The sequence below is a fragment of the Nostoc sp. DedQUE07 genome, assembly GCF_034530975.2.
Taxonomy (GTDB): Bacteria; Cyanobacteriota; Cyanobacteriia; order Cyanobacteriales; family Nostocaceae; genus Nostoc.
Map to the genome: position 1 here is coordinate 274,651 of NZ_JAVRCC020000003.1, position 22,730 is coordinate 297,380.

General features: G+C 42.5%; 15 protein-coding genes and 1 pseudogene. 12 read left to right on the forward strand and 4 right to left on the reverse strand.

Annotation, left to right across the window (positions count from 1 at the left end; genetic code table 11):
• Positions 1–202: 202 nt before the first annotated feature.
• Positions 203–415 (forward strand): hypothetical protein, encoded by a 213-nt coding sequence (locus RMZ95_RS03980; RefSeq protein ID WP_322672767.1) that lies wholly within the window; start codon positions 203–205, stop codon positions 413–415.
• A 426-nt stretch (positions 416–841) separates the two neighbouring features.
• On the opposite strand, the pseudogene RMZ95_RS03985 reads toward RMZ95_RS03980, so the two are convergent.
• A pseudogene (locus RMZ95_RS03985) lies at positions 842–925 on the reverse strand (hypothetical protein); the annotation flags it as partial.
• A gap of 450 nt (positions 926–1,375) precedes the next feature.
• Positions 1,376–1,618, reverse strand: a complete 243-nt coding sequence (locus RMZ95_RS03990; RefSeq protein WP_322686036.1) for a hypothetical protein — start codon at positions 1,616–1,618, stop codon at positions 1,376–1,378.
• A gap of 404 nt (positions 1,619–2,022) precedes the next feature.
• Here RMZ95_RS03990 and RMZ95_RS03995 point away from each other — a divergent pair, with 404 nt between their 5' ends.
• The 8 genes from RMZ95_RS03995 to RMZ95_RS04030 all read left to right on the forward strand — a co-directional run bounded on the left by RMZ95_RS03995 (position 2,023) and on the right by RMZ95_RS04030 (position 13,604).
• Complete coding sequence (locus RMZ95_RS03995) at positions 2,023–3,111, forward strand: M24 family metallopeptidase (protein ID WP_322686037.1); 1,089 nt, start codon at positions 2,023–2,025, stop codon at positions 3,109–3,111.
• A 5-nt stretch (positions 3,112–3,116) separates the two neighbouring features.
• Positions 3,117–4,196, forward strand: a complete 1,080-nt coding sequence (gene galK, locus RMZ95_RS04000; RefSeq protein ID WP_322686038.1) for a galactokinase — start codon at positions 3,117–3,119, stop codon at positions 4,194–4,196.
• Positions 4,186–4,572, forward strand: a complete 387-nt coding sequence (locus RMZ95_RS04005) for a signal peptidase I (RefSeq protein ID WP_322686039.1) — start codon at positions 4,186–4,188, stop codon at positions 4,570–4,572. The genes galK and RMZ95_RS04005 overlap by 11 nt, the downstream gene beginning before the upstream one ends.
• Before the next feature lie 926 nt (positions 4,573–5,498).
• Positions 5,499–6,770, forward strand: coding sequence for an efflux RND transporter periplasmic adaptor subunit (locus tag RMZ95_RS04010; protein ID WP_322686040.1), 1,272 nt, complete (start codon positions 5,499–5,501; stop codon positions 6,768–6,770).
• A gap of 243 nt (positions 6,771–7,013) precedes the next feature.
• Positions 7,014–10,307, forward strand: a complete 3,294-nt coding sequence (locus RMZ95_RS04015) for an efflux RND transporter permease subunit (protein ID WP_322686041.1) — start codon at positions 7,014–7,016, stop codon at positions 10,305–10,307.
• A 602-nt stretch (positions 10,308–10,909) separates the two neighbouring features.
• Positions 10,910–11,188, forward strand: a complete 279-nt coding sequence (locus tag RMZ95_RS04020) for a hypothetical protein (RefSeq protein WP_322686042.1) — start codon at positions 10,910–10,912, stop codon at positions 11,186–11,188.
• Positions 11,189–11,623: 435 nt separating this feature from the next.
• Complete coding sequence (locus RMZ95_RS04025; RefSeq protein ID WP_322686043.1) at positions 11,624–12,433, forward strand: phytanoyl-CoA dioxygenase family protein; 810 nt, start codon at positions 11,624–11,626, stop codon at positions 12,431–12,433.
• Positions 12,434–12,587: 154 nt separating this feature from the next.
• Positions 12,588–13,604, forward strand: coding sequence for a glycoside hydrolase family 43 protein (locus tag RMZ95_RS04030; protein WP_322686044.1), 1,017 nt, complete (start codon positions 12,588–12,590; stop codon positions 13,602–13,604).
• Here the strand turns inward: RMZ95_RS04030 and RMZ95_RS04035 are convergent.
• Together RMZ95_RS04035 and RMZ95_RS04040 are read right to left on the reverse strand one after the other, a co-directional pair.
• A complete protein-coding gene (locus tag RMZ95_RS04035; protein ID WP_322686045.1) occupies positions 13,601–14,080 on the reverse strand; it encodes a DUF4383 domain-containing protein in 480 nt (159 codons plus the stop codon). The genes RMZ95_RS04030 and RMZ95_RS04035 overlap by 4 nt on opposite strands.
• Before the next feature lie 258 nt (positions 14,081–14,338).
• Positions 14,339–14,518, reverse strand: coding sequence for a hypothetical protein (locus tag RMZ95_RS04040; protein WP_322686046.1), 180 nt, complete (start codon positions 14,516–14,518; stop codon positions 14,339–14,341).
• A 1,335-nt stretch (positions 14,519–15,853) separates the two neighbouring features.
• Here RMZ95_RS04040 and glf point away from each other — a divergent pair.
• The 3 genes from glf to galE all read left to right on the forward strand — a co-directional run bounded on the left by glf (position 15,854) and on the right by galE (position 22,482).
• Complete coding sequence (glf, locus tag RMZ95_RS04045; protein WP_322686047.1) at positions 15,854–18,289, forward strand: UDP-galactopyranose mutase; 2,436 nt, start codon at positions 15,854–15,856, stop codon at positions 18,287–18,289.
• Between the two features lie 606 nt (positions 18,290–18,895).
• The gene (locus tag RMZ95_RS04050) at positions 18,896–21,163 is read left to right on the forward strand and encodes a family 1 glycosylhydrolase (RefSeq protein WP_322686048.1); all 2,268 of its coding nucleotides are present in this window, start codon (positions 18,896–18,898) and stop codon (positions 21,161–21,163) included.
• Positions 21,164–21,495: 332 nt separating this feature from the next.
• Complete coding sequence (gene galE, locus RMZ95_RS04055) at positions 21,496–22,482, forward strand: UDP-glucose 4-epimerase GalE (RefSeq protein ID WP_322673022.1); 987 nt, start codon at positions 21,496–21,498, stop codon at positions 22,480–22,482.
• Positions 22,483–22,730: the final 248 nt, after the last annotated feature.

Sequence of the window (22,730 nt, forward strand, 5' to 3'; positions counted from 1 at the left end):
AACCAGATGTTCTTAGATTACATCTTCTGCAACCTTTTTGCTTAAGTTGACATCAATGAGTATTGCTCTACCCTTACGAGAAATCTATATAACTCTAGACTGGATTCTGATAGTTTTGCTATAAGCCTTCTGATAGTGTATTTCTCTAAACAAAAAAGTTTAGTCTGGGGATGTTTAGTTATAAAAATGAGAGGTAATAGTTATGCCCAGTGGACATGCTAGCCATAAAGGAACTTCTGATAAACCCAATGTTAATGCCAATGGAGTAATTGATGATGCTGCTGATAAATCATTAAACCCTGATGATCTCCTGTCGGAAGAGCAAACTAACACAGAAGTCCATAGAGTCGAAGAAAGTGTTAAGTTTCCTCCTGCTACCGAACGTCCAGGTGAAAAATCAAATACTAGTACCTGAAGTAACTATAGTACTCATATTTGATTTTTGAAATATGCGTAGTGGCATGGCAAGGCTAAAATATTGCAAAAAAATTGTAGGTTGGGTGGAGCGGAGCGCAACCCAATCTACAAGCGCGGCAAGTTGAATTTATTGGGTTGAATAATTCTGTTAATGATTAGATTTTAGTCTTTGTGAGTTTTTTAAACCCAACATTTTAAGCATGTCACGCTACTACGTCTAACTTTGCCCCGCTACGCTAACACAATTAAAAAACTTAGAGAGATCAAGTTTTTCAGGGTTTACATCTGTTTCATAACTTTAGTGAATTGGTATTACGCTTTGCTAGCGCACCTCATTATAATCAATTTCTTTTTTTTGGCGAAGGTATTGAATATACAAAAATCCCCCTTTAATCGGACGGGATAGAGGGGGAGATAGCTAAGGCCGGATGCTGTGATCAATGCCGAAGTTAGTCCGGTACTGGTGATCGGCAACGATAAAGATGACTGCGATCGCTAAATGGTGATGAGTATTGAGGATAAAACAGGTTTAATTCTTAGACTTACATCATTAGACGGTATGATGCAATTCATTTCCCTAGAAGTAATCAACTAATTAATGACTGCCATTTCCATCTAACTATTGGAGTATATTTGTATTAAATGAACTTGTAATCTTAAATACAGTGTCAAAGCTCCAAAGCTTACCAAATTTTTTATTAAAATGAGCTTAAGATTTTGTAAGTATATGGCATAAGAATAATGATTTTTTAGCAAAATAAAACAAAAAATTAAGCTCAACTTTATCTATAGCAATCCGAATTGAAACGTGAGAAAACACTGAGATTAAAAGTGGGTGTTTTAAAGCCTTTCAGCGATTTTCTCTCTCACGAATGATTTAGGATTGCTATAGAAGTAGTTAGTAAGCTGTAATCCTAGTAGTTTGTACTTATTATGAAACCTAAGTCAGTTAAATTAATTAGGGGTTAACAATTCCGTAGTAAATGGCGACAACAAATAAGAAAGTAGCCAATATAACCAGCGTAAAACCATAGCGAACTAGTGGATTAGGTAAGTCCTGATTGGTGATTACACTATCCCTTTGTGCCTGAGTAATAGGCTCAGATTTCTCGGTTTCTTGAGGATTCATATCGCTAGCTGTGTTCTCTGGCAGAGGAATATTATTTTCTGTTATTTTGTTTTCAGTCTCTTGGGATTTCATGGGCTTTTTTTCGTGTCCTTCTAGCTTTTGTGCTTTCATAGTTTCAAATATTGGCTAACGCTTACATCGTTCTTGAGAACTACCTTGGCTTGATGTGCGGTTCGCCTAAAGGGGTTAGTCAATGTAAAGTCGATCTGTAATGACAAATACACTTTTCTAAGCAACTGGATGAAATTTAAATTTTTGAGTTTTTAGAAAATTACTAATTCGGCGAAGTGAGTATATTTACTAGTGATGCTTTACAGAGAAAAAGGCCAAGGGATTATAAGTACTAGTTGTAAATATTGAAATGCCAAACTCGATATAATACCGTACTCACGTTTTTTTCAAACCATAGACATACGCATATAAACACAGATGAATCTCATAATTGTCTGTATTCATCATGTAGTTACTAATTTTGTATGAATGAGGAAGTCTCCAAAAAGCTCGAATTAATCAGACAAACCTTGCATGAATCCGAAGTGCAAGGCCTGCGTTTGCGTGGTACAGACTGGTTTGCCTGGGTGACGGCTGGCGCTTCTAATACCGTGCTGCTGACTGCTGAAACTGGTGTAGCAGAAGTATTAGTAACTACTGAAGATGCCTGGGTATTGACGGATGAAATTGAAGCGCAGCGTCTTCAGGATGAAGAACTGCCAGCTAATTTTAGGGTATATGTGAACCCTTGGGCTGATTATGCTGCCCGTGAGTCTTTTGTTCGTGATGTAACTGGTGGTGGAAAAACAATTAGCGATCGCCCCATCTCCAATTTAGAAAAACCGTTACCCCCAACTCTGCAAAATCATAAACGGGTAATGATGTCAAGTGAATTAGAGCGATATCGTCAAGTCGGGCAAAAAGCTAGTCAGGCAATGACAGAGGTACTCAAAGCCGCCAAGCCAACTTGGACAGAATATCAGTTAGCGGGTGCAGGTGCAGAGGCTTTATGGGCGAAAGGGTTGCATCCGGCGCTGACACTGGTAGCGGGTGAAAGACGTTTACCGCTGTACCGTCATGCAACAGCCACCGGAGAACAAATTGGACAGCAAGCGATGCTGGTGTTTTGCGCAAGAGGTTACGGTTTGTATGCAAATCTAACGCGATTTGTTTGTTTTGGTAAGCTTTCAGACGAACGAGCCGAATTACATTCCCATGTGCGCGAAATAGAAGCAGTAGTTTTGAATTTGTGCCAACCCGGAACCAGTCTCGATGCAGTTTATCACGCCCTAGCTCAGGCTTATGAGCAGCATGGATTTCCTAATGCCATCCGCGAACATCACCAAGGAGGAACCACTGGATATCTGGCGCGAGAAATCGTCGCCAATCCAACTACTACTGATACTTTGACAGAAGGTATTGCTGTTGCTTGGAACCCTAGTTTACCAGGGGCAAAGGTTGAAGATACTTTTGTGATTCTCAAGGATGGAAAGTTGGAAAATTTAACTTTCGATCCAAATTTTCCTAATGTTGAGGTAGAAGGAAGGTTACGCCCTGTACCTTTGTACAATTAAAAATTATGGACTTTCAACAAGTATTCGGGAAACCATCTGAAACTGAAGCCAGTGCGCCAGGAAGAGTAAATTTACTAGGCGAACATACCGACTATAACGATGGCTTCGTTTTGCCAACTGCGATTCCTCAATCTACGACGGTAGAACTAGGTTTGAGTAGCGATGGCCATCATCACTTTCACTCGGAAAATCTCAACGAGCAAGTGAGCATTTTAGACAATCATACCCCGTCTGAATTTGCCAGTTATATTTTTGGCTGTATTGAGGTTTTGCAAAAAGCAGGACACATAATACCATCGCTTTCTGTATACGTGAAATCATCGGTTCCGATGGGTTCGGGTTTGTCTAGTAGCGCGGCTTTGGAAGTGGCAACGCTGCGGGCATTACGCCAACTTCTGAACCTTGCCATTGATGACGTTGAAATCGCCCAATTTGCCCAGCAAGCAGAAATTCACTATGCTGGCGTCCAGTGCGGCATCATGGATCAGATGGCTTCTAGTTTGGCTGATACTGAACATATCTTGTTTTTAGATACTCGGACTTTAGAACGCCGGGTGATGCCTTTACCTGAGAATGCAGAGATTTTGGTGATTGATAGCGGCGTACCGCGCACCCTGGCAAGTAGCGGTTATAACCAGCGTCGGGCTGAGTGTGAAGAAGCGGCGCGATCGCTAGGAGTTAAAGCACTACGAGATATTACTGACGTTGAGGTAACAGAAAAACTGCCCGAACCTCTACGCCGTCGTGCCCGTCATGTGGTTACAGAAGATAACCGCGTCTTGGAAGTATTGCAGGGAGTAACATCTGAGCGCTTTGGCGAATTGATGAACGCATCCCACGCCAGTTTGAGAGACGATTACGAAGTGTCCGTACCTGCGCTGGATACTCTAGTCGAATTGTTGCAAAATACTCCGGGAGTGTTTGGTGCAAGGCTGACAGGTGCTGGTTTTGGTGGTGCTTGTGTCGCTTTGGTTGCGGCTGGTGAAGGAAGAAATATTGCAACTCATGTTCTTGAACAATACAAGCAAGCAGGTTACACCGGACAAATTTTGGTTCCTTCTTTGGAGTTAAGTGATGCAGCCTAAAGTTGTTTATGGAAACGCAGGCGTTGAAGGTGTAAATCGTTGGGGATGGTTCATGGGTCACTTTATCACCCCTGAAGACGATCCGCGTTCCACGGAAATGCTAGAAGTAAAATGGGCTATTCACAAAGCAGGTGAAAGTAGAACTGAATGGGCGGTAAATAACCAAGCTGCGACGCTTTCAATTCTCATTCACGGAGAATTTCGCCTGCAATTTGAAGATAGAGAAATTTTATTATCTCGTGAAGGTGATTATGTTCTTTGGTGTGCGGGTGTGTCTCATTGGTGGATTGCTGAGTCCGACTGCACTATTTTGACTGTCAGATGGCCTTCAAAGCCAGGAGATAGTGTTGAATTGGCTGGAGTGTCAAAGCCTTAGTTTGCTAAGTAATTGGGCTTAATTAATTTTAATGAGGTTCGATGCTCCCTCATTTGTTAGGACTACTTTGCTTTTCAACATCGGATTTAAGATACAAAGTCAGATACTTAAGTAGGTTGGCTTAAATAATTATCGTTGCGATCGGGCAGAAGCAGGAGGAAAAAGAGTTTAAGCCTTCTTTACTTTTCTTTACATAGTTTGCTTTTATTGTGCCGACTTACTTATTTATCATTTTCAAAAATCTTTGATATCTACCCTACAAACTTAATTATCTCTATCTTTGGTATTTTTTTTAATCCGTCGAACTCACGTAGTATTAAGCTAAAGATTTTTTGGAGATAAGTTTGTTTGACGTAAAGCTGTGATGCGATGAAAGATGCATCTAATGCGATCGATAAAATATCTAGACATATAGAAAGTTTATTGCGGATTTCAAGTTAGTGAAGTACACAAGCTAAGTTTCAAAGCCAGGTATAAAACCTGTTTTATATCATGTCCGCCAAATTACCCGTAATAAAAGAACCCCACCCCGCCAAAGCTGTGCTTTGTCTCCCCTCCCCGCCTGCGGAGGGGTTGGGGGTGGGGTGATTCGGGTTTAATAAGTAATCGATTACTTCTGAATTCTGACTCCTGAATTCTGCTGTCTTGCAGCAAAGCTGGAGGCTTTCTTAACCCCTTAGATTGAGACGGAAAAATTATACAGTGTATAGATTTTAGAACTTACGCAAAATATCTCTCAAACTCTGATTTCTCCGTGCCACGCCAGTTGCTACCCTGCGGGAACGCTAAAAGCGAACAAGTCGGGGAACCGCAAGGGCGCACTGGCTTCTCTGTGCCTCTGCGGTAGCCTGCGGCAAGCCGAAGCGTCTACGTTATTCCGTAACTCATGCGTAAGTCCTAGATTTAACTAATCAGCATTTGGTTTCATGCTAAAACGTAATTATCTACTTAAACACTTAAACTTTTTACTTGCAAATCCAGTATTAGTTATCGTACTAATGCTCACAGCATTGACGAGTGGTTGTCAAAAAAACGATCCGGCAGCTAATGCTCAAAGCCCGCCAGCATTGCCAGTAAAACTTCAGAGGATTGATGCAGGCACAATCGAAGAAAGTTCCGAGTTTGTTGGGTCGTTGGAGGCGCAGCAGAAAGTCATATTACAGCCCCAAACTCAGGGTCGAATCGAATCAATTCTCGTGTCGAGTGGTCAGCGAGTGCAGCAGGGTACGCCGATCGCATCTTTGAGTTTAGATCAGGCTCAGGCCAATGTCGCCAGTTCGATCGCAGCTGCTAATTCGGTGCAAGCAGCATTGGCTACTGCTCAAGCAGAGCAACAACAAGCCGAAGCCCAACGCACCAAAGCGGCTGCAAATGTTCAACTGCAACGGACACAGTTCAATCGTAGCCAACAGTTGGTCAACGAAGGAGCCATAGCAAGACAAGAGTTAGACATTGGTAGAAATAATTTACAAACTGCTCAAGCAGACCTGCAAACATCCGAAAAGCAAGTCGCAGCAGCTAGGGCAGCCGTCCGCCAAGCACAGGCAAACATCCGCCAAGCTCAAGCAAGCACGGCTGCGGCGCGAGTCAGCCTCAATTTCAAGCAAGTGGTAGCACCCATTACTGGCGTAGTTGGTGAATTTCCGGTCAAGGTTGGAGATTATGTCAACATCGGCCAAACAATTACTACACTCACACAAAACGATTCACTGGATCTCAATCTTTCTATACCTTCAAATCGATCGCGCCAATTACGAACGAACTTAGCCGTGCAGTTAATCGATCCCACCACCCAACAAGTGATTGGTACAGGTGCGATTAGCTACATTTCTCCAAATGTGAGTTCTAATCAACAGTCAGTTTTGAGCAAAGCCCGCTTTCGGAATTCACAAGGGCGATTGCGCGATGGACAATACGTTAGAGCTCGCGTGATTTGGAATCGACAACCAGGTATCTTGATTCCCACCGTTGCAATTTCTCGCATTGGTGGACAAAGTTTTGTGTTTGTCACCGAAAACAAAACCGTCAATGGACAACAGCAGCAAGTTGTGCATCAGCGTTTAGTGCGCCTGGGAGATATTCAAGGGCCCAATTATCAAGTTATCGATGGGCTTAAATCCGGCGAAACGATTGTAACTTCTGGCATTCTCAAACTTAGAGAAGGCGCACCAGTTCAAGAAATAATTACTAATTCGTAATTCGTAATTCGTAATTATGTTTTGTGGCGGGTATTTCAATCCCGAATAACATACAAGCCGTTTATTATTCGAGGGTATCAACCCCTATTCAATTACGAGTGTTGCTGAATAATGGGATGATTTCGCCTAATTTGAAACGAATTTTCAATGGTTTCAACGGCCAATTCATCCCGCATTTCTGTAATGCCTAATTACGAATTACGAATTACGAACTACGAATTGTTTAAAAATCCAGGATAGTTTATGATTTTTTCGATCGCGAATACCTTCATCAAACGCCCGGTATTAACTACCGTTTGCACTCTACTGATTCTGATTGTCGGTGGCGTGTGTATTCCGTTGCTGCCGCTCAATTACTTGCCAGATATTGCACCGATTCGCGTTCAAGTCTCAGCTTCCTATACCGGGGCGGATGTGGAAACTGTCGAAACTGCGGTGACAACTACGCTGGAGCGACAAATTAACGGCGTTGAGGGAATGCAGTACATGACCTCGAACAGTTCAGCAGGTAGTAGCCAAATTTCAGTATATTTCGGGTCGCAGGTAGATAAAAATATTGCTCAAGTTAACGTCCAGAATCGCCTCGCCCGTGCTACACCTCGCCTACCAACAACGGTGCAACAATTCGGTGTAACAGCACAAACATCTTCTACAAGTATTTTGTTAGTCTATGCTCTTTATCCCGAAAATAATGAGTATGACGCGCTGTTTATTAGTAACTATATCGATCTGAATTTGCGAGATCAACTGCTGAGAACGCCGGGAGTTGGGGATTTAACAATTTTTGGTGAAAAGCAATATGCAATGCGGTTGTGGCTCGATCCGAATGCACTGGCGAGTCGAGGCTTAACTGTGACAGATGTTGCTACAGCATTGCGATCGCAAAACATTCTCGCCGGAGCCGGAACGTTAGGTCAATCGCCTATCCCTCCAGGTCAAAGTTATGAAATTCCGTTGCGAGTCAATGGTCAATTTAAAAATGCGTCAGAGTTTGAAAATCTCGTTATTCAAGCCGGAAGTAATGGCAGTTTAATTAAACTTCAAGATGTGGGTCGTGCAGAACTTGGCTCGGAGACTTACAGCAGCAATGCCAGAAATAATGGTAAGCCGTCGATTGGGATAGCAATTTATCAGTTACCTGGTAGTAACGCCCTGGATGTGGCGAAAAACGTTCAGGCTCAGATGAATGAGTTGATGAAAGACTTTCCACCAGGCTTAAAAGCCCAGATTGTCTACGATACCGTGGGATTTGTGCAAGCGTCACTTGAAGAAGTACTGAAAACACTGGTTGAAGCGATCGCTCTTGTCGTACTGGTGATTTTTCTGTTTCTGCAAAACTGGCGAGCCACAATTATTCCCCTGGTTTCCATTCCTGTTTCACTGATTGGGGCGTTAGCATTCGCTTATATATTTAAATTTTCGTTGAATAATTTGACGTTATTCGGCTTAATTTTGGCAACAGGATTAGTTGTAGATGATGCCATTATCGTTGTTGAAGCGATCGCCCGCAAAGTTGAGCAGGGAATGCGACCACTGCAAGCATCAGTCGAGGCAATGGATGAACTTACCGGAGCGGTAGTTTCAACGTCGTTGGTATTGATGGCAGTTTTTATCCCGGTGGCATTTTTCCCAGGTTCGACAGGAAAAATGTATCAACAGTTCGCGTTGATTATTGCTTTTTCAATCGCCATCTCGACGTTTAATGCCCTTTCCTTTAGTCCGAGTATATCGGCAATTTTGCTCCGTCCACCTCGACCTGCACGCGGCCCGCTTGGCTGGTTTTTTGGCCGTTTCAATCAAATTTTACAATGGATTATTGACAAGTATTTAGCGACGGTGAATTTTCTGATTCGCGTTCGTTATGCGGTAATTGGATTATTTGTGGTTGGTTTAGCTGCGACTTATTTCATGTTTACCCATGTTCCCACCGGGTTTGTTCCGAGTGAAGACCAGGGAATTGTCTTAGGTATTATTCAAGCGCCAGATGGAGTTGCCCTTAACTATACCGACCAAGTAATTACAAAACTCGAACAAATTCTTGAAAAAGAACCAGAGGTGAGTAACGTTTTCGCCACTTCGGGATTTGGCTTTGCAGGTAGTGGTTCAAATCGCGGTGTGTTCTTTGCAAAACTCAAGCCGTGGGAGGAGCGCACTCAACCCAATCAAACTGCCTTTGGAATCTTAGCCCGAATAAATAAAGAATTTGCAACGATTCCAGAAGCTATTATCACCGCAGTCAGTCCCCCACCGATTCAAGGCTTTAGTACTTTAGGGGGATTTGAGTTACAGCTAGAAGACCGTACCAACGGACGACTGACAATCAATGATTTTTTTGCGAATGCTCAAGCGGTGCTAGCCCAAGCAAATCAAAAACCAGCGCTCAAAGGCGGCGTTTTTACCCAGTTTACTGCTAGTACGCCACAGTTTCAAATTGATTTCGATCGCACTCGTTTAGAAGCACTTAACATCGATTTTCAAGAAGCTGTGAACACACTCGGAGCTGCAATTGGCTCCCAGTATGTCAACGATTTTACTTTGGGACAGCGTAGCTACCGCGTATATGTTCAGGCAGATGCTAACTATCGGCGATCGCCAGATGATATTCAGCGGCTTTATGTGCGATCGGCAAATAACCAAATGGTTCCATTGAGTGAAGTTGCAAAAATCACACCTACTACAGGCCCATCTGTAATTTCCCATTACAACGGCTTCCGCGCGATCGATTTACAAGGTAGAGAAGCATCGGGCTACAGTAGTGGACAGGCGATTCAAGCAATGCAACAAGCGGTGGCTGAAGCAGCAACACCGGGGGTTGGCAGTGATTGGATTGGAACTGCCCGCGAAGAATTAAGTGCAGGTAACTTAGGGATTTTGATTTTTGGCTTTGGGATCATTATGGTGTTTCTGACGCTGGCTGCTCAGTATGAAAGTTATATCGATCCGGTGATTATTTTGTTAACTGTACCGTTAGCGTTGTTAGGCGCATTAAGTGCCTTATCTTTGCGTGGTTTGGTGAATGATGTCTACGCAAACGTGGCGTTAGTGATGCTGATTGGATTAGCGTCAAAGAACGCGATTTTGATCGTCGAGTTTGCCAATCAAGGTCTTGAACAAGGTATGACAATTCGACAAGCAGCCGTAACCGCAGCGCAAGAAAGATTTCGACCGATTGTGATGACTTCAAGCGCTTCCTTGCTGGGATTTTTCCCCCTGGTAATTGCCACCGGAGCCGGTTCTGCCTCGCGTTGGTCGTTAGGAACAGCCTTATTTGGCGGGCTACTCGTAGCAACGATTTTGAGTTTGCTGATTGTTCCAGTCCTGTACGTAATCATCAAGACTTTGGAAGAACGCTTCTTGAAGAAAAAACCTGCTAAACCTTCCCAACCGCCATCCCCAGATGGAAACGAAGATGGACAATCAAGAGCGATGCCAACTCCAGTCGGAGACGCTGCGCGAACGACGAACGCTCATCAACATTCATCTGTAATTATCAAGCAGAATGCTGATGATAACAAACGTAATGATTCGAGTAAGTAAAAAAGGAAGAGGGTTAAGGCAAGAAACGCGATGAATCGCCGTCAAGACAAAAGATTGGTTATTAGACCTCTTGCTTTCATTGCTTTTTGCAAGAGGTCTATTGTTAATACATCGGCGGCCTTGTTAATGCATCGGCTTGTATTGTTAATACATCGGCGGCCTTGTTAATACATCGGCTTGTATTGTGAATGCGGCCGCGGCCTTGTTAATACATCGGCTTGCATTGTGAATGCGGCCGCGGCCTTGTTAATACATCGGCTTGTATTAAAAACACTACGCTTTTACGCAAAGCTGTACTTAGAAAGCTATAGCAACAGCCAAAATGGTTAGGACATTAACAGATGATAAAATTTAGACACAAAAAGGCTTTTCACCCAGTCCCCAGTCCCTTGCTATAGTTTCATTTTTTCTCTGCTTGTATGAAACCACCCTGGACTCTCTAAGAGCGGGGAGGGGGTTGAAGGTGGGGTTCAGTACCAACTCAACCCAGAATCGGTATTATTACAAGAGGTAAAGATTAAGCTGTAACTTTGGGAACCACTGACACAATGTAGAGTATCTCCTGATAATTTAGCAAAGCTATAAGCATTGGAGCGAAGCAAATGAACGCTAAATTAATCGTTTTTTCTGCCTTTGTGACAGCATTTGTAGGTGCAGGAATTGGTTTTATTATTGCTAATTTACTTCCTTGCCCTTACACAAGTCAAATGTATAAAGGTTTGGAGCAAAAATATGCGATCGTTGGTGCAGTTGCTGGCTTGCTGATTGGTTCTAGTCAAGAAATGATTCGAGAACTCAAACAAGAGCGGGATGCAGAAGAAGAATTGCTGCGGGATTTGAACAAAGCTATTCACTCAAGTACAGATCGAGAAAATTTATGACAATTTTTTGACAAGAACTAACAGCAATAGCAAAAATTCCGATCGCGGTTCTGATAAACTGCGATGGCATTGCCGCCATACTCACAAGTGGTAACTCTGGAATTGGGCTAGCAGTCCCACTTACTTTCGCCCGTGAAGCAGCCGATGTGCTGATGTATGCAGGTGTGTCTATTGATGGTTTGCTGAGTCCAACTGCACTCTTTTGACTATTAGATGCCCTTCAAACAGTAGGCGATCGCGTTGCATTGTCTGGAGGGTCAAAGAATTTAGTTATGTTAAGTAATTCGTTATAATTAATATAAATTAATTGTTACAGAGGATTGGCATAAGCCACCAATTTTAAAAATAGTGCGTTACTATCGACAAGCAATAAAAAATCTCCTAGAGGTTTGATATTAATACGCCTCTAGTTATAAGTTGAAGAGGATAAAAAAGATGGTTCAAAGTATAGGCGGTATAGCGAAATATTCAGCTACCGACCTAGACCGATTTGCTCAAAAACTGAATCAAGACGGAATTTGTGTCATTCCTGGTGTTTTTGAGCAAAAATTAATTGACGAGTGGAGACAAGCTTTTGAAAAATTATTTCACGAGCGTCAAAATCAACCAGGTGGGTTGGCTCCTCGTGAAGTTTCCCGCTACTATCTAACCTTGCCTTGGATTTACCCATTTGCTAATGAGTTAGTTTTTGCCAATCCAGTGATTATGGGTGTCCTGGATCGCGTGTTTTACCAAGAATACGTGATGGTTCAGATGGGAGTTGATGTCCCATTCCAGGGTTCAGATTATCAAGAAACCCATCGGGACTTTCGCCCATTATTTAGCGATCGCATAGTTACACCACTTTACGCCCTAGCAGTTAACTTTCCCCTTGTGGAAGTAACCGCAGAAAACGGGCCGTTCCAAATGGCGCGTGGTACTCATGTTATACCGCGTGAAGAAGGATTAGAAAAAGTTGCCAGTGGTGAAATTCCGATGGAATCCTTTTATATGCAGCCAGGTGATGTGATGGTGCGATCGCCTTTAGCACTACATCGGGGTTCCCCAAATCGGACAAACCACCCAAGGCCGATGGTAGTCATGGGCTATGCTATGCATTGGTTGCACACACCAAAGGTAGATTTGACTCTCCCACAAGACTATTATCAAAGCCTCCCAGAAAAACTAAAGCAAATGCTACGGTGTCAGCTAGTAGAAAGCTTACCTAAGAACAAAGTCGAGACTTACGTGAATTTCAAATACTAGTAGTTTTTCAAGGCAACAATGCTTGGTAAATAAGTTTGTAGTCAGGACTTTAGTCCTTGATTTAAGCGTTAAAGCCCTCACTACAAACCCGGCAAACTTAACTTGACTAACCACTAGTGGAAGAAGGATTTTTGTCATTCCATAGATAATTAAGATGCAAACCTATACTAATCCAGTCTACAAAGGTTATTTTGCCGATCCTTTTGTTTGGCAACACGAAGGCGTATATTATGCGATCGGTACTGGTGCAGCAGAAGCAGAAGGAACGGTAGACGAAATAGCGGACGCACCAAATGTTAACTCCGATAACAAATCGCGTGTCTTTCCTCTGTTACGCTCCTTCGATTTTGTAAATTGGGATTATGTTGGTAACGCGCTACAACGGCCAGATCCCGCCCTTGGCGATAATTTTTGGGCCCCCGAAGTTGCTTACAGCGATCGCCAATTTTATCTTTACTATTCTGTAGGGCATGAAGATAAGAATCATCAGTTACGTGTAGCTACAAGCGATACTCCGTTAGGGCCTTATCAAGATGTTGGCGAACCAGTCGTAGATCCAAAATCTTGTCCTTTTGCGATCGATCCGCACCCATTTCAGGATGACGATGGACAGTGGTATTTGTTTTACGCCCGTGACTTTCTGGATACATCGGATGGAGTACGTGCTGGCACAGCATTAGTTGTAGACAAACTCCAAACCATGACTAAACTTGCTGGTGAAGGGAAAGTGGTTTTACGTGCGCGATCCGATTGGCAACGGTTTTTAGCCAATCGTTTGATGTACGGTGAAATTTATGATTGGCATACTTTAGAAGGCCCCTGCGTTCGGAAGCATGAAGGTAAATATTACTGCTTTTATAGTGGTGGACGCTGGGAAACTGAGAACTACGGTGTAGATTATGGCATTGCTGACAACGTGATGGGCCCTTACTCTGATGCAGGTAACGAAACCGGGCCACGGGTGCTAAAGTCTGTTCCTAATTTTGTTATCGGGCCGGGACATAATTCTATCGTTCTTGGGCCAGATGGTAAGACTGAGTATGTTGTCTACCATGCTTGGACGAAAAACATGGATATGCGGCAAATCTGCTTAGATATGCTGATCTGGAAACCAGAAGGGCCATCTTGCAATGGCCCTACCTGGACACCGCAGACTATCAGCAACTATTAAAGATTTTGCGATACATTAACACCGCTAACTTTGGCTGGTATAACAACGCTATAGTAGCCAGCTGCGATCGCTGCTAATGCATTAAGCAAAACATTAGCACCGAACAATGGCATTAAACCAAAAAATGTCTTACCCAAAGGCAACAATCCGATGATGGCCAGCAAGGCATAAGAAACTGCAAAACCACGATTGAATAGACGCGCTGTGGTAGTATTGTTGTAAGAAGTAATTCCTAACAATCCGACGGCACAGCGAACAAGATTATGCAAAAAATTGGTGGGAATTGCACCAAAGATATAACCAAAACCCGCAGAATAAGCACCAGCAGATTGATCGAGTGGAACAAAAGATTCGCTCGATCCTGGTAATGAAACTAAAGCTGGTACAAATCCAGCTAAACCTAAAAGTAAATAACTGATTCCGATAGCCAAAGCAATGTAACGCTCGATCATTTTTGCCTGGTTAATGTTTTCCATCTTGTTTCTCTTGGTAAGTGTGTAGATGTTTACGAAATAGTAATCGCTAGCTGAGAAATCATCAAAATCTAATTTGTTAATAGATATAAATAGATCGTTTCTAGCTAGTTAACTCTTTAAACATAATATTTTTAATTCAACTTCGTATTTCATATATTTCACTCTATCAAAGGTAAGAAGCGCTATCTTAAAAAGGCTTATAATTTAAATTGAATTTTAGGCTTATGGGTTTGATCTTCATTAAAAAATATTTACTAACTAATTCTTTTCATTGCTGTGATATTCTGTTGCTTTAGCTACTTGTAGAAATGGCATTTTTCGTTCAGGATTTATAGTTTTATTATGAGAAGAATTATTGAAGGGTGAATAGATATCTACCTCAGATAGCCAAATGATAGTTTCATAACCAACCCGACCCATTTCTGGCTCTAAACCCATAGGCATCTCTAGCAAATAAACCCAGCTACCTGACTGAGTCCGGTAATTTTTGATGATGCCTTCTTTGCCGATAAACTCTACCTTTTGACCGCTATGAAACTTAGGTAGTGATAGAATGGCACTAAGAAAAGCTGAAAGCTCGTCTGGGCTGGGTGTTGGGGGTAGGGTGTCGGGTGTCGGGAAAAATCAAGAAAAGTAAATATGAGTGGGGATACAAATAAATTTCTGACTCACTACACCCAACACCCGACACCCCACACCCAAAAGCCTGATATATAATGGGTTTCCCGTTATCTTAGTGCCATTCGGTAGTGATAAAAGACTTGCATTCATTACTCGTAATTCCTTCGACTAATAGAGTAATAAATAACCTTATAGCTAATATAAAACTTGTGGTTATCCGTCACAAATTTCAATGTATTCTCTGTCAGTCGTTTTAATAGTAAGTTTGACTTTTTATATCTAAAGTCGGAATTCTCATTAAATCTATTAAATTTTTCACAATAAAAAATTTTCAAAATCAGAAACTTTACTACTTAATTTATTTCCAATGCCTACACTTATCGCACTACCTATTTTATTGGAAAAACTCTGAGATAGAAAACGCGATCGCTCCATCATTAAAAGCGATCGCGTGAGGTTTATGAATTGAATTATTATCAATCTTACACATAATCAAAAAGCTTTTATCCTACCCAAGGTTGAGATAATATCTATATCATCAGAGTGAAATTTATAATACTTATTTACCAAAACTAACATTCAAAGAAATTAGTTCTGCTACTATATTTATAAAATAGTTGTTACAATAATATGTATTCTAGATAACAAATTAATATTTTGTTTTATAAAAATACTGTTTTAATACTTAAAACCAGACAATTGTTTATATAAATTTAGCGTTAAATATTTACTCTAAGTTACCAAATAAGCTGAATTGATTAATTTTAATAGTATTAATAATTATTTTAATTATATTGTGTACGAAACCGAACAGACAAAAACAACTATATTTGCATGGTTTTCAATATAAATATTTATTTGTGTTACATAAGTTAATAATTTATTTTAGATAAAATAAAAATATAGTGCTTAAGACTTAATCAAGAAAGTAATTTTATATTTATTTTGGTAGATGAAAAAATTAGACATAAAACAGTATTTTCTTAAGTAGTGAACCAGTCAAGCCAAGTATTGATTATACCGATTCGATATTGAAAAGCAGCAAAATATATTGCAAGCTTTTGCCTGAAAGTAAGCTTGATGCTGCCTTACAAAGAAAAGGTATTAGCGTTTAGCTAGTCAGAATTAATAATTTAAATAACGAGACAAACTATGGCAAGTGAAAAATCTCAAGTCAAAAACAACGGTGTCAGCAATGTTATTTCGTCGAAGCAGCGTAAAACAAAGCGATCGCAGCTAGCCCAAACGCAATCATCGAGTACATCACTGTTGGATTTAACTTCGTCTAATAAAAAAGTTCAATCAACAGAAACTTTTAAAGATACACCTGATATAGTTTGCTTATCTCATTTACGTTGGAATTTCGTCTATCAAAGGCCACAACATCTTCTTAGTCGCTGCGCTCAAGGAAAGCGAGTCTTCTTTATTGAGGAGGCAATTTTCTCTGAAGAACCGTTGGCAAGGTTAGATGTAAACCAAGATTCTAATGGAGTAGTTGTGGTTGTGCCACACCTACAACAAGGTTTAAGCGAAGAAGCAATCAACGCAGATTTACAAGTACTAATTAATAATTTATTTGCAGAGCATAATATCAACAAATACATTTGTTGGTATTACACACCAATGGCGATCGCTTTCACGCGCCACTTGCAACCCCAAGCTGTGGTGTACGATTGCATGGATGAATTATCTGCATTCCAGGGAGCATCACCCACTTTAAAGAATTACGAAGCCGAACTATTCAAGCGTGCAGACTTAGTATTTACAGGGGGACAAAGCCTTTACGAAAGTAAAGTGAACCAGCATCCCAACGTTTATGCCTTTCCCAGCAGTGTAGATGTCCCCCACTTTGGCCAGGCGAGAAATCTTCAAGAACCAGAAGATCAAGCTCATATTCCCCATCCTCGCCTTGGATTCTTTGGCGTAATTGACGAACGGATGGATATTGAACTGCTTGCTGGTATTGCCGAAGCCCGTCCCGACTGGCATCTAGTAATTATTGGGCCAGTTGTCAAAATCGATCCCGCAGCTTTGCCACAGCATGAAAATATCCATTATCTCGGTGGCAGAGACTATAAACAGCTACCTGCTTATCTAGCAGGGTGGGACTTAGCAATGTTGCCATTTGCGCATAATGAGTCAACACGCTTTATTAGCCCTACCAAAACTCCAGAGTATCTTGCCGCAGGTAGACCTGTAGTATCTACTTCGATTCGAGATGTGGTACGTCCTTATGGAGAGTCAAAACTGGTGCGAATTGCAGACACAATTTCTGAGTTCGTCACCGCCGCAGAACTTGCAATGCAAGAGGATACCCCAACCTCAGAATGGCTGAGTCGAGTAGATGCCTTTTTAGAAAAGATTTCTTGGGATCGCACTTGGGCATCCATGATGAAGCTGATTGACTCTGCCATTGCAGCGCGTGATGGTGAAGACAAAGCTAACTCCACAGGCGCGGCTGGTAAACAAGCACCAAATGTCATTACCAGAGATTTTGTCTTCGATTACTTAGTCGTCGGCGCTGGTTTTTCTGGTAGCGTCATTGCTGAACGTTTGGCAACTCAAGGTAAAAAAGTGCTGGTTGTAGACAAGCGCAACCACATAGGCGGCAATGCCTACGATCATTACAATGATGATGGCATTCTTGTACACAAATACGGTCCCCACATCTTTCACACCAACTCCCGCGAAGTCTTTGAATACCTCTCGCGCTTTACTCAGTGGCGGTCTTACGAACATCGCGTCCTTGCCAGTGTAGACGGACAACTTGTTCCGATTCCGATCAACCTCGACACCATCAACAAGCTGTATGGGATGAATCTCAATTCATTTGAGGTGGAAGAGTTTTACAAATCGCTTGCTGAACCCGTAGAATCCATCCGCACTAGTGAAGATGTGGTGGTCAGCAAAGTTGGTCGAGTACTGTATGAAAAGTTTTTCCGTAATTATACCCGTAAGCAATGGGGACTCGACCCATCAGAACTTGACAAATCAGTAATTGCCAGAATTCCCACCCGTACCAATCGTGACGATCGCTATTTTACCGATAGCTACCAAGCGATGCCGCTACACGGCTTTACCCGGATGTTTGACAATATGCTAAATCATCCGAACATCAAGGTAATGCTTAACACTGATTATCAGGAAATTCAAAAAGCTATACCTTGCCGCGAGATGGTATATTCCGGGCCAGTTGACGAATTCTTTGATTATCGCTACGGCAAACTACCATATCGTTCGCTTGATTTCAAGCATGAGACGCATAACACGAGTGTGTTTCAATCAGCGCCAGTCATCAACTATCCCAATGAACAGCTTTATACTCGTGTGACAGAGTTTAAATACTTAACTGGTCAGGAACACTCTAAAACAAGTATTGTTTATGAGTTTCCTAAAGCTGAAGGAGACCCTTATTATCCTGTACCGCGTTCTGAGAATCAGGAAATTTACAAGAAATACAAGGTGCTGGCAGATGAAACTCCAGGGATCTATTTTGTCGGACGATTAGCGACCTACAAGTACTACAACATGGATCAATGTGTTGCTCAGGCTCTAGCTGTGTACAAACAAATTGCGGTTAAGGCTTAAATAATTCGTAATTCACGCCGTCCGCGTACAACTTTCTTTCAAACCTAACCCCCAGCCCCTTCCCTTGTAGGGAAGGGGAGCAAGAATCAAAGCCTCTCTCCCCGTAGAGGACTACAGTGTACAGACAAGTCGAATTACCCCCCTTAATCCCCCCGATATATTGGGCTACCGTGTATACACAAGTCAAATTACCCCCCTTAATCCCCCCTCTTATAAAGGGGGGAAAAAAGAAAAATCCGGTTCCCTCCCCTTTGCAAGGGGAGGGTTAGGGTGGGGTAAAACCTTGATTTTTCGTTTTCAGTTCTCAATTAACTTAAGCTTTGTAGCACAAATATTATTAGTGGGATAGGTTCTTGGGTTTTTCAGCTATTTCAGACTTGTGTGTTGATCGTAGCTCCCTGTGGAGGAGAGGTATGGAAGCGGGATTCTAAGAAGAAGTTGCACCTCGCGTTAATTCGTAATTAGGACTGCACTGTATTTAATAAGGTGCGTTACCCTAACGCACTAAAAATCTAGGATGGTGCGGTGCGTTAGCCTCTGGCATAACACACCTTACAAAACTGAAAAACAACGCATCAAATAAAATATCAGCTTGAGTTGTAAATTATGACTTCTGCTTTCAACTCGACACTCAACACTAACAAAGCACAACTTCCTCTAGAAGTGTGGGCTGGTGTAGAGTGTACGGTTAATCGTGTGGGTGAAGAGTATTTCGATCAATTAGAACGCAATGGTCATGCAACCCGCTTAGATGACCTAGATTTATTCGCTGAACTTGGCATACACGCCATCCGCTATCCAGTACTTTGGGAAAGGATAGCGCCCAATGGTTTGGAAAATGCTGATTGGTCGTGGGCGGATGAACGGCTGGGACGCTTGCGCGAACTCGGCATCCGTCCGATTGTGGGGCTAGTGCATCATGGCAGTGGGCCGCGTGATACCAGCTTAGTAGATCCAGAATTTCCTGAGAAACTAGCAGTGTTTGCTCGTGCGGTTGCAGAACGCTATCCTTGGGTAACACATTATACACCCATCAACGAGCCATTGACAACAGCACGATTTAGTGGGATGTATGGTCACTGGTATCCTCACGGACGGGACGATTTAACCTTCGCTCGTGCTTTGTTAGGAGAGTGCAAAGCGATCGCTCTTTCGATGCAGGCAATCAGAGAAGTCAATCCCAACGCCCAACTCCTACAAACTGAGGATTTGGGTAAAACTCATAGTACGCCAAAGCTGGCTTATCAAGCAGAATTTGAGAATGAACGTCGCTGGTTGAGTTTGGATTTATTATGCGGCCGAATCACCCCAACTCATCCCATGTGGGATTACTTGCGCGACTGTGGTATAAGTGAGCTTGAACTTGAAGAATTTTTGCAATATATCTGTCCACCTGACATTATCGGCATTAACCATTACCTGACAAGCGAACGCTTTTTAGATGAAAACCTAGAAAACTATCCAGCTTGGACGCATGGTGGTAATGGTCGAGACAAGTATGTAGATGTAGAGGCAGTGCGAGTTTGTGCTGAGGGTTTGGCAGGCCCCCGGACATTGCTCAAAGAGACATGGGAACGCTACAAACTACCCTTTGCTGTCACTGAAGTTCACTTGAGTTGTACCCGTGAGGAACAGCTACGTTGGCTCAATGAAGTGTGGAATGCAGCCCAAGAATTACGAGACCAAGGCGCAGATGTTCGGGCTGTGACTGCTTGGGCACTTTTGGGCAGCTACGATTGGAATAGTTTAGTGACTCGCTCCGCAGGATACTATGAGTCAGGCGTGTTCGATTTGCGCTCTCCACAGCCTAGACAGACTGCGATCGCCAAAATGGTGCGAGATTTAGCCACTGGGCATAAACCCAACCATCCACTACTTGATACACCAGGATGGTGGCATCGACAAGAGCGTTTGGTCTATCCAGCAGTCAGTTGTCGTAGCAATAATTACAAAATATCGGAAACTGATGAGTCAAGCAATAATCTAAAATCCAAAACTTGTACTGAGCGAAGTCGAAGTATCCAAAATCCAAAATTGGTACGTCCCTTGGCGATCGTCGGAGCCACAGGAACTCTAGGCAAGGCTTTTGCTCGGTTGTGTCAAGTCCGAGGAATTTCATATTGTCTGCTAAGACGCCAAGATATGGATATTGCCAATCCTGCTTCCGTCAATAAAGTACTTACCGAATTGCAACCGTGGGCAGTTGTGAACGCTGCGGGATACGTGCGAGTAGACGATGCCGAACGCGAACCCGATGTTTGTTTAAAGGTAAACGCTGAAGGGGCAGCGATTTTAGCTGCTGCTTGCGCTCAACATAATGTGGCGCTGGTAACTTTCTCTTCAGATTTGGTATTCGATGGTGCTGAGTCTAATCCTTATGTCGAAACTGATACCGTTGCGCCCCTCAATATATATGGGTGCAGCAAAGTTTTGGCAGAAAAGCTAGTATTACAGGCTCATCCGGCATCACTAATAATTCGCACCAGTGCATTTTTCGGCCCGTGGGATGATTACAACTTTGTGACGATCGCCCTGCGGCAATTAGCTGCTGGAAATACTTTTGTTGCTGCCGAAGATGCGATCGTTTCGCCTACTTATGTACCCGATCTTGTTCATGCCAGTCTTGATTTATTGATTGATGGCGAGAAAGGTTTGTGGCACTTGGCTAACAAAAGTGCTGTAGCTTGGGCTGACTTAGCCCGATTAGCAGCGAAAAAAGCAGGTGTGAGTGTCAGCAGTCTAATTGCTCGTCCGACGCAAGAGCTTGGTTTAATTGCTCCCCGCCCAGCTTACAGCGTTCTCGGTAGCAATCGAGGTGAATTAATGCCAAACCTTGACAGTGCAATTTCTCGCTACTTGGAAGAAAGAAATTAGTTGGCTGGCAATCTAATTTTAACGTGAGTTCGACGAGTGCTATTTTGACCTCTCCCCCAGCCCCTCTCCTGGTAGGAGAGGGGAGCAAAAACCCTCCTTACTCCGTTACTCCTCCCTCTCCTTACCCAGACGCAACGCGTTCGCCTTTTAAGAAAGGGAGGCTGTCCGGGAGAGGTCTGTTGAACTCACGTTAATTTTAAGGGGAGCAGGGGAAAAAGTCCTCTCCTCTGCACCCTTCCCCCTGCCCCTCTGCCTCTTCTCAATGCCCCATTCCCCATACTTCGACTGCACTCAGTACAAGTTCCCCATTCCCAATTCTCGATTGGAAAATTATGGCAACTATTTTAGTCACGGGAGGAGCCGGATATATTGGCTCCCATGCTGTATTAGCTCTGAAAAACGCAGGTTATAAAGTAATCGTTTTAGATAATCTATCGAACGGACATAGAGAACTTGTAGAAGAAGTTTTGCAGGTAAATTTGATTATTGGAGATATGAGCGATCGCACTCTTCTCGATGACATATTTTCAACTCACAACATAGCTGCGGTTATGCATTTTGCTGCTTATATCGCAGTCGGTGAATCTGTCACAAATCCAGCCAAATATTACCATAATAATGTTGCAGGTACTCTGACGCTTTTAGAAGCAATGATTGCTGCATCAGTTAATAAATTTATCTTTTCTTCTACTTGCGCTCTTTATGGTGTACCAAAGTTTGTTCCTCTGACCGAAGACCATCCACAAGATCCCATTAGTCCCTATGCTACTAGCAAGTGGATGGTAGAACGAATTCTATCTGATTTTGATGCAGCCTACAATTTAAAGTCTGTACGTTTCCGTTACTTTAACGCCGCAGGTGCTGACCCTAATGGGTTGTTGGGTGAAGACCACGAACCTGAAACTCATCTCATCCCATTAGTACTGCTAACTGCTTTTGGTAAGCGCGAATCGATTTTGATTTTCGGCACTGATTATCCTACCCCAGATGGTACTTGTATCCGCGATTATATTCATGTGACTGACTTGGCACAAGCTCATATTTTAGGTTTGGAATATCTGCTCAAAGGGGGAGAAAGTGAAGTATTTAATCTAGGAAATGGCAGTGGTTTTTCAGTCAGAGAAGTGATAGAAACAGCTAAAGAGATAACAGGCAAAGAAATTAAAATAGAAGAACGCGATCGCAGACCAGGCGATCCTCCTATTTTAGTTGGCAGCAGTGACAAAGCAACTAAAGTTTTAGGTTGGCATCCAGAGTATCCTAATCTGAACGAAATTATCGCCCATGCTTGGCAATGGCATCAACAACGACATAAGTAAAGACTATAGCAATCCGATTTGATTCGGAGAATTACTCGTAGAGATTAGGGACTGGGGACTGGGGACTGGGGACTGGGAAGAAGGAATAAAGGTGTACTGAGTTTTTTTCTACGCAATCAAATATGAGTCTTATAATTTAAAAGATCCTGTAAGGATTAGAAATTCATTCTTTCGGTACTCGTAAGCTAATGAAAGAACTTGTTTAAATTAAAGAATGGCTTCAAACAAGTATCAGTTAGTATTAGTTA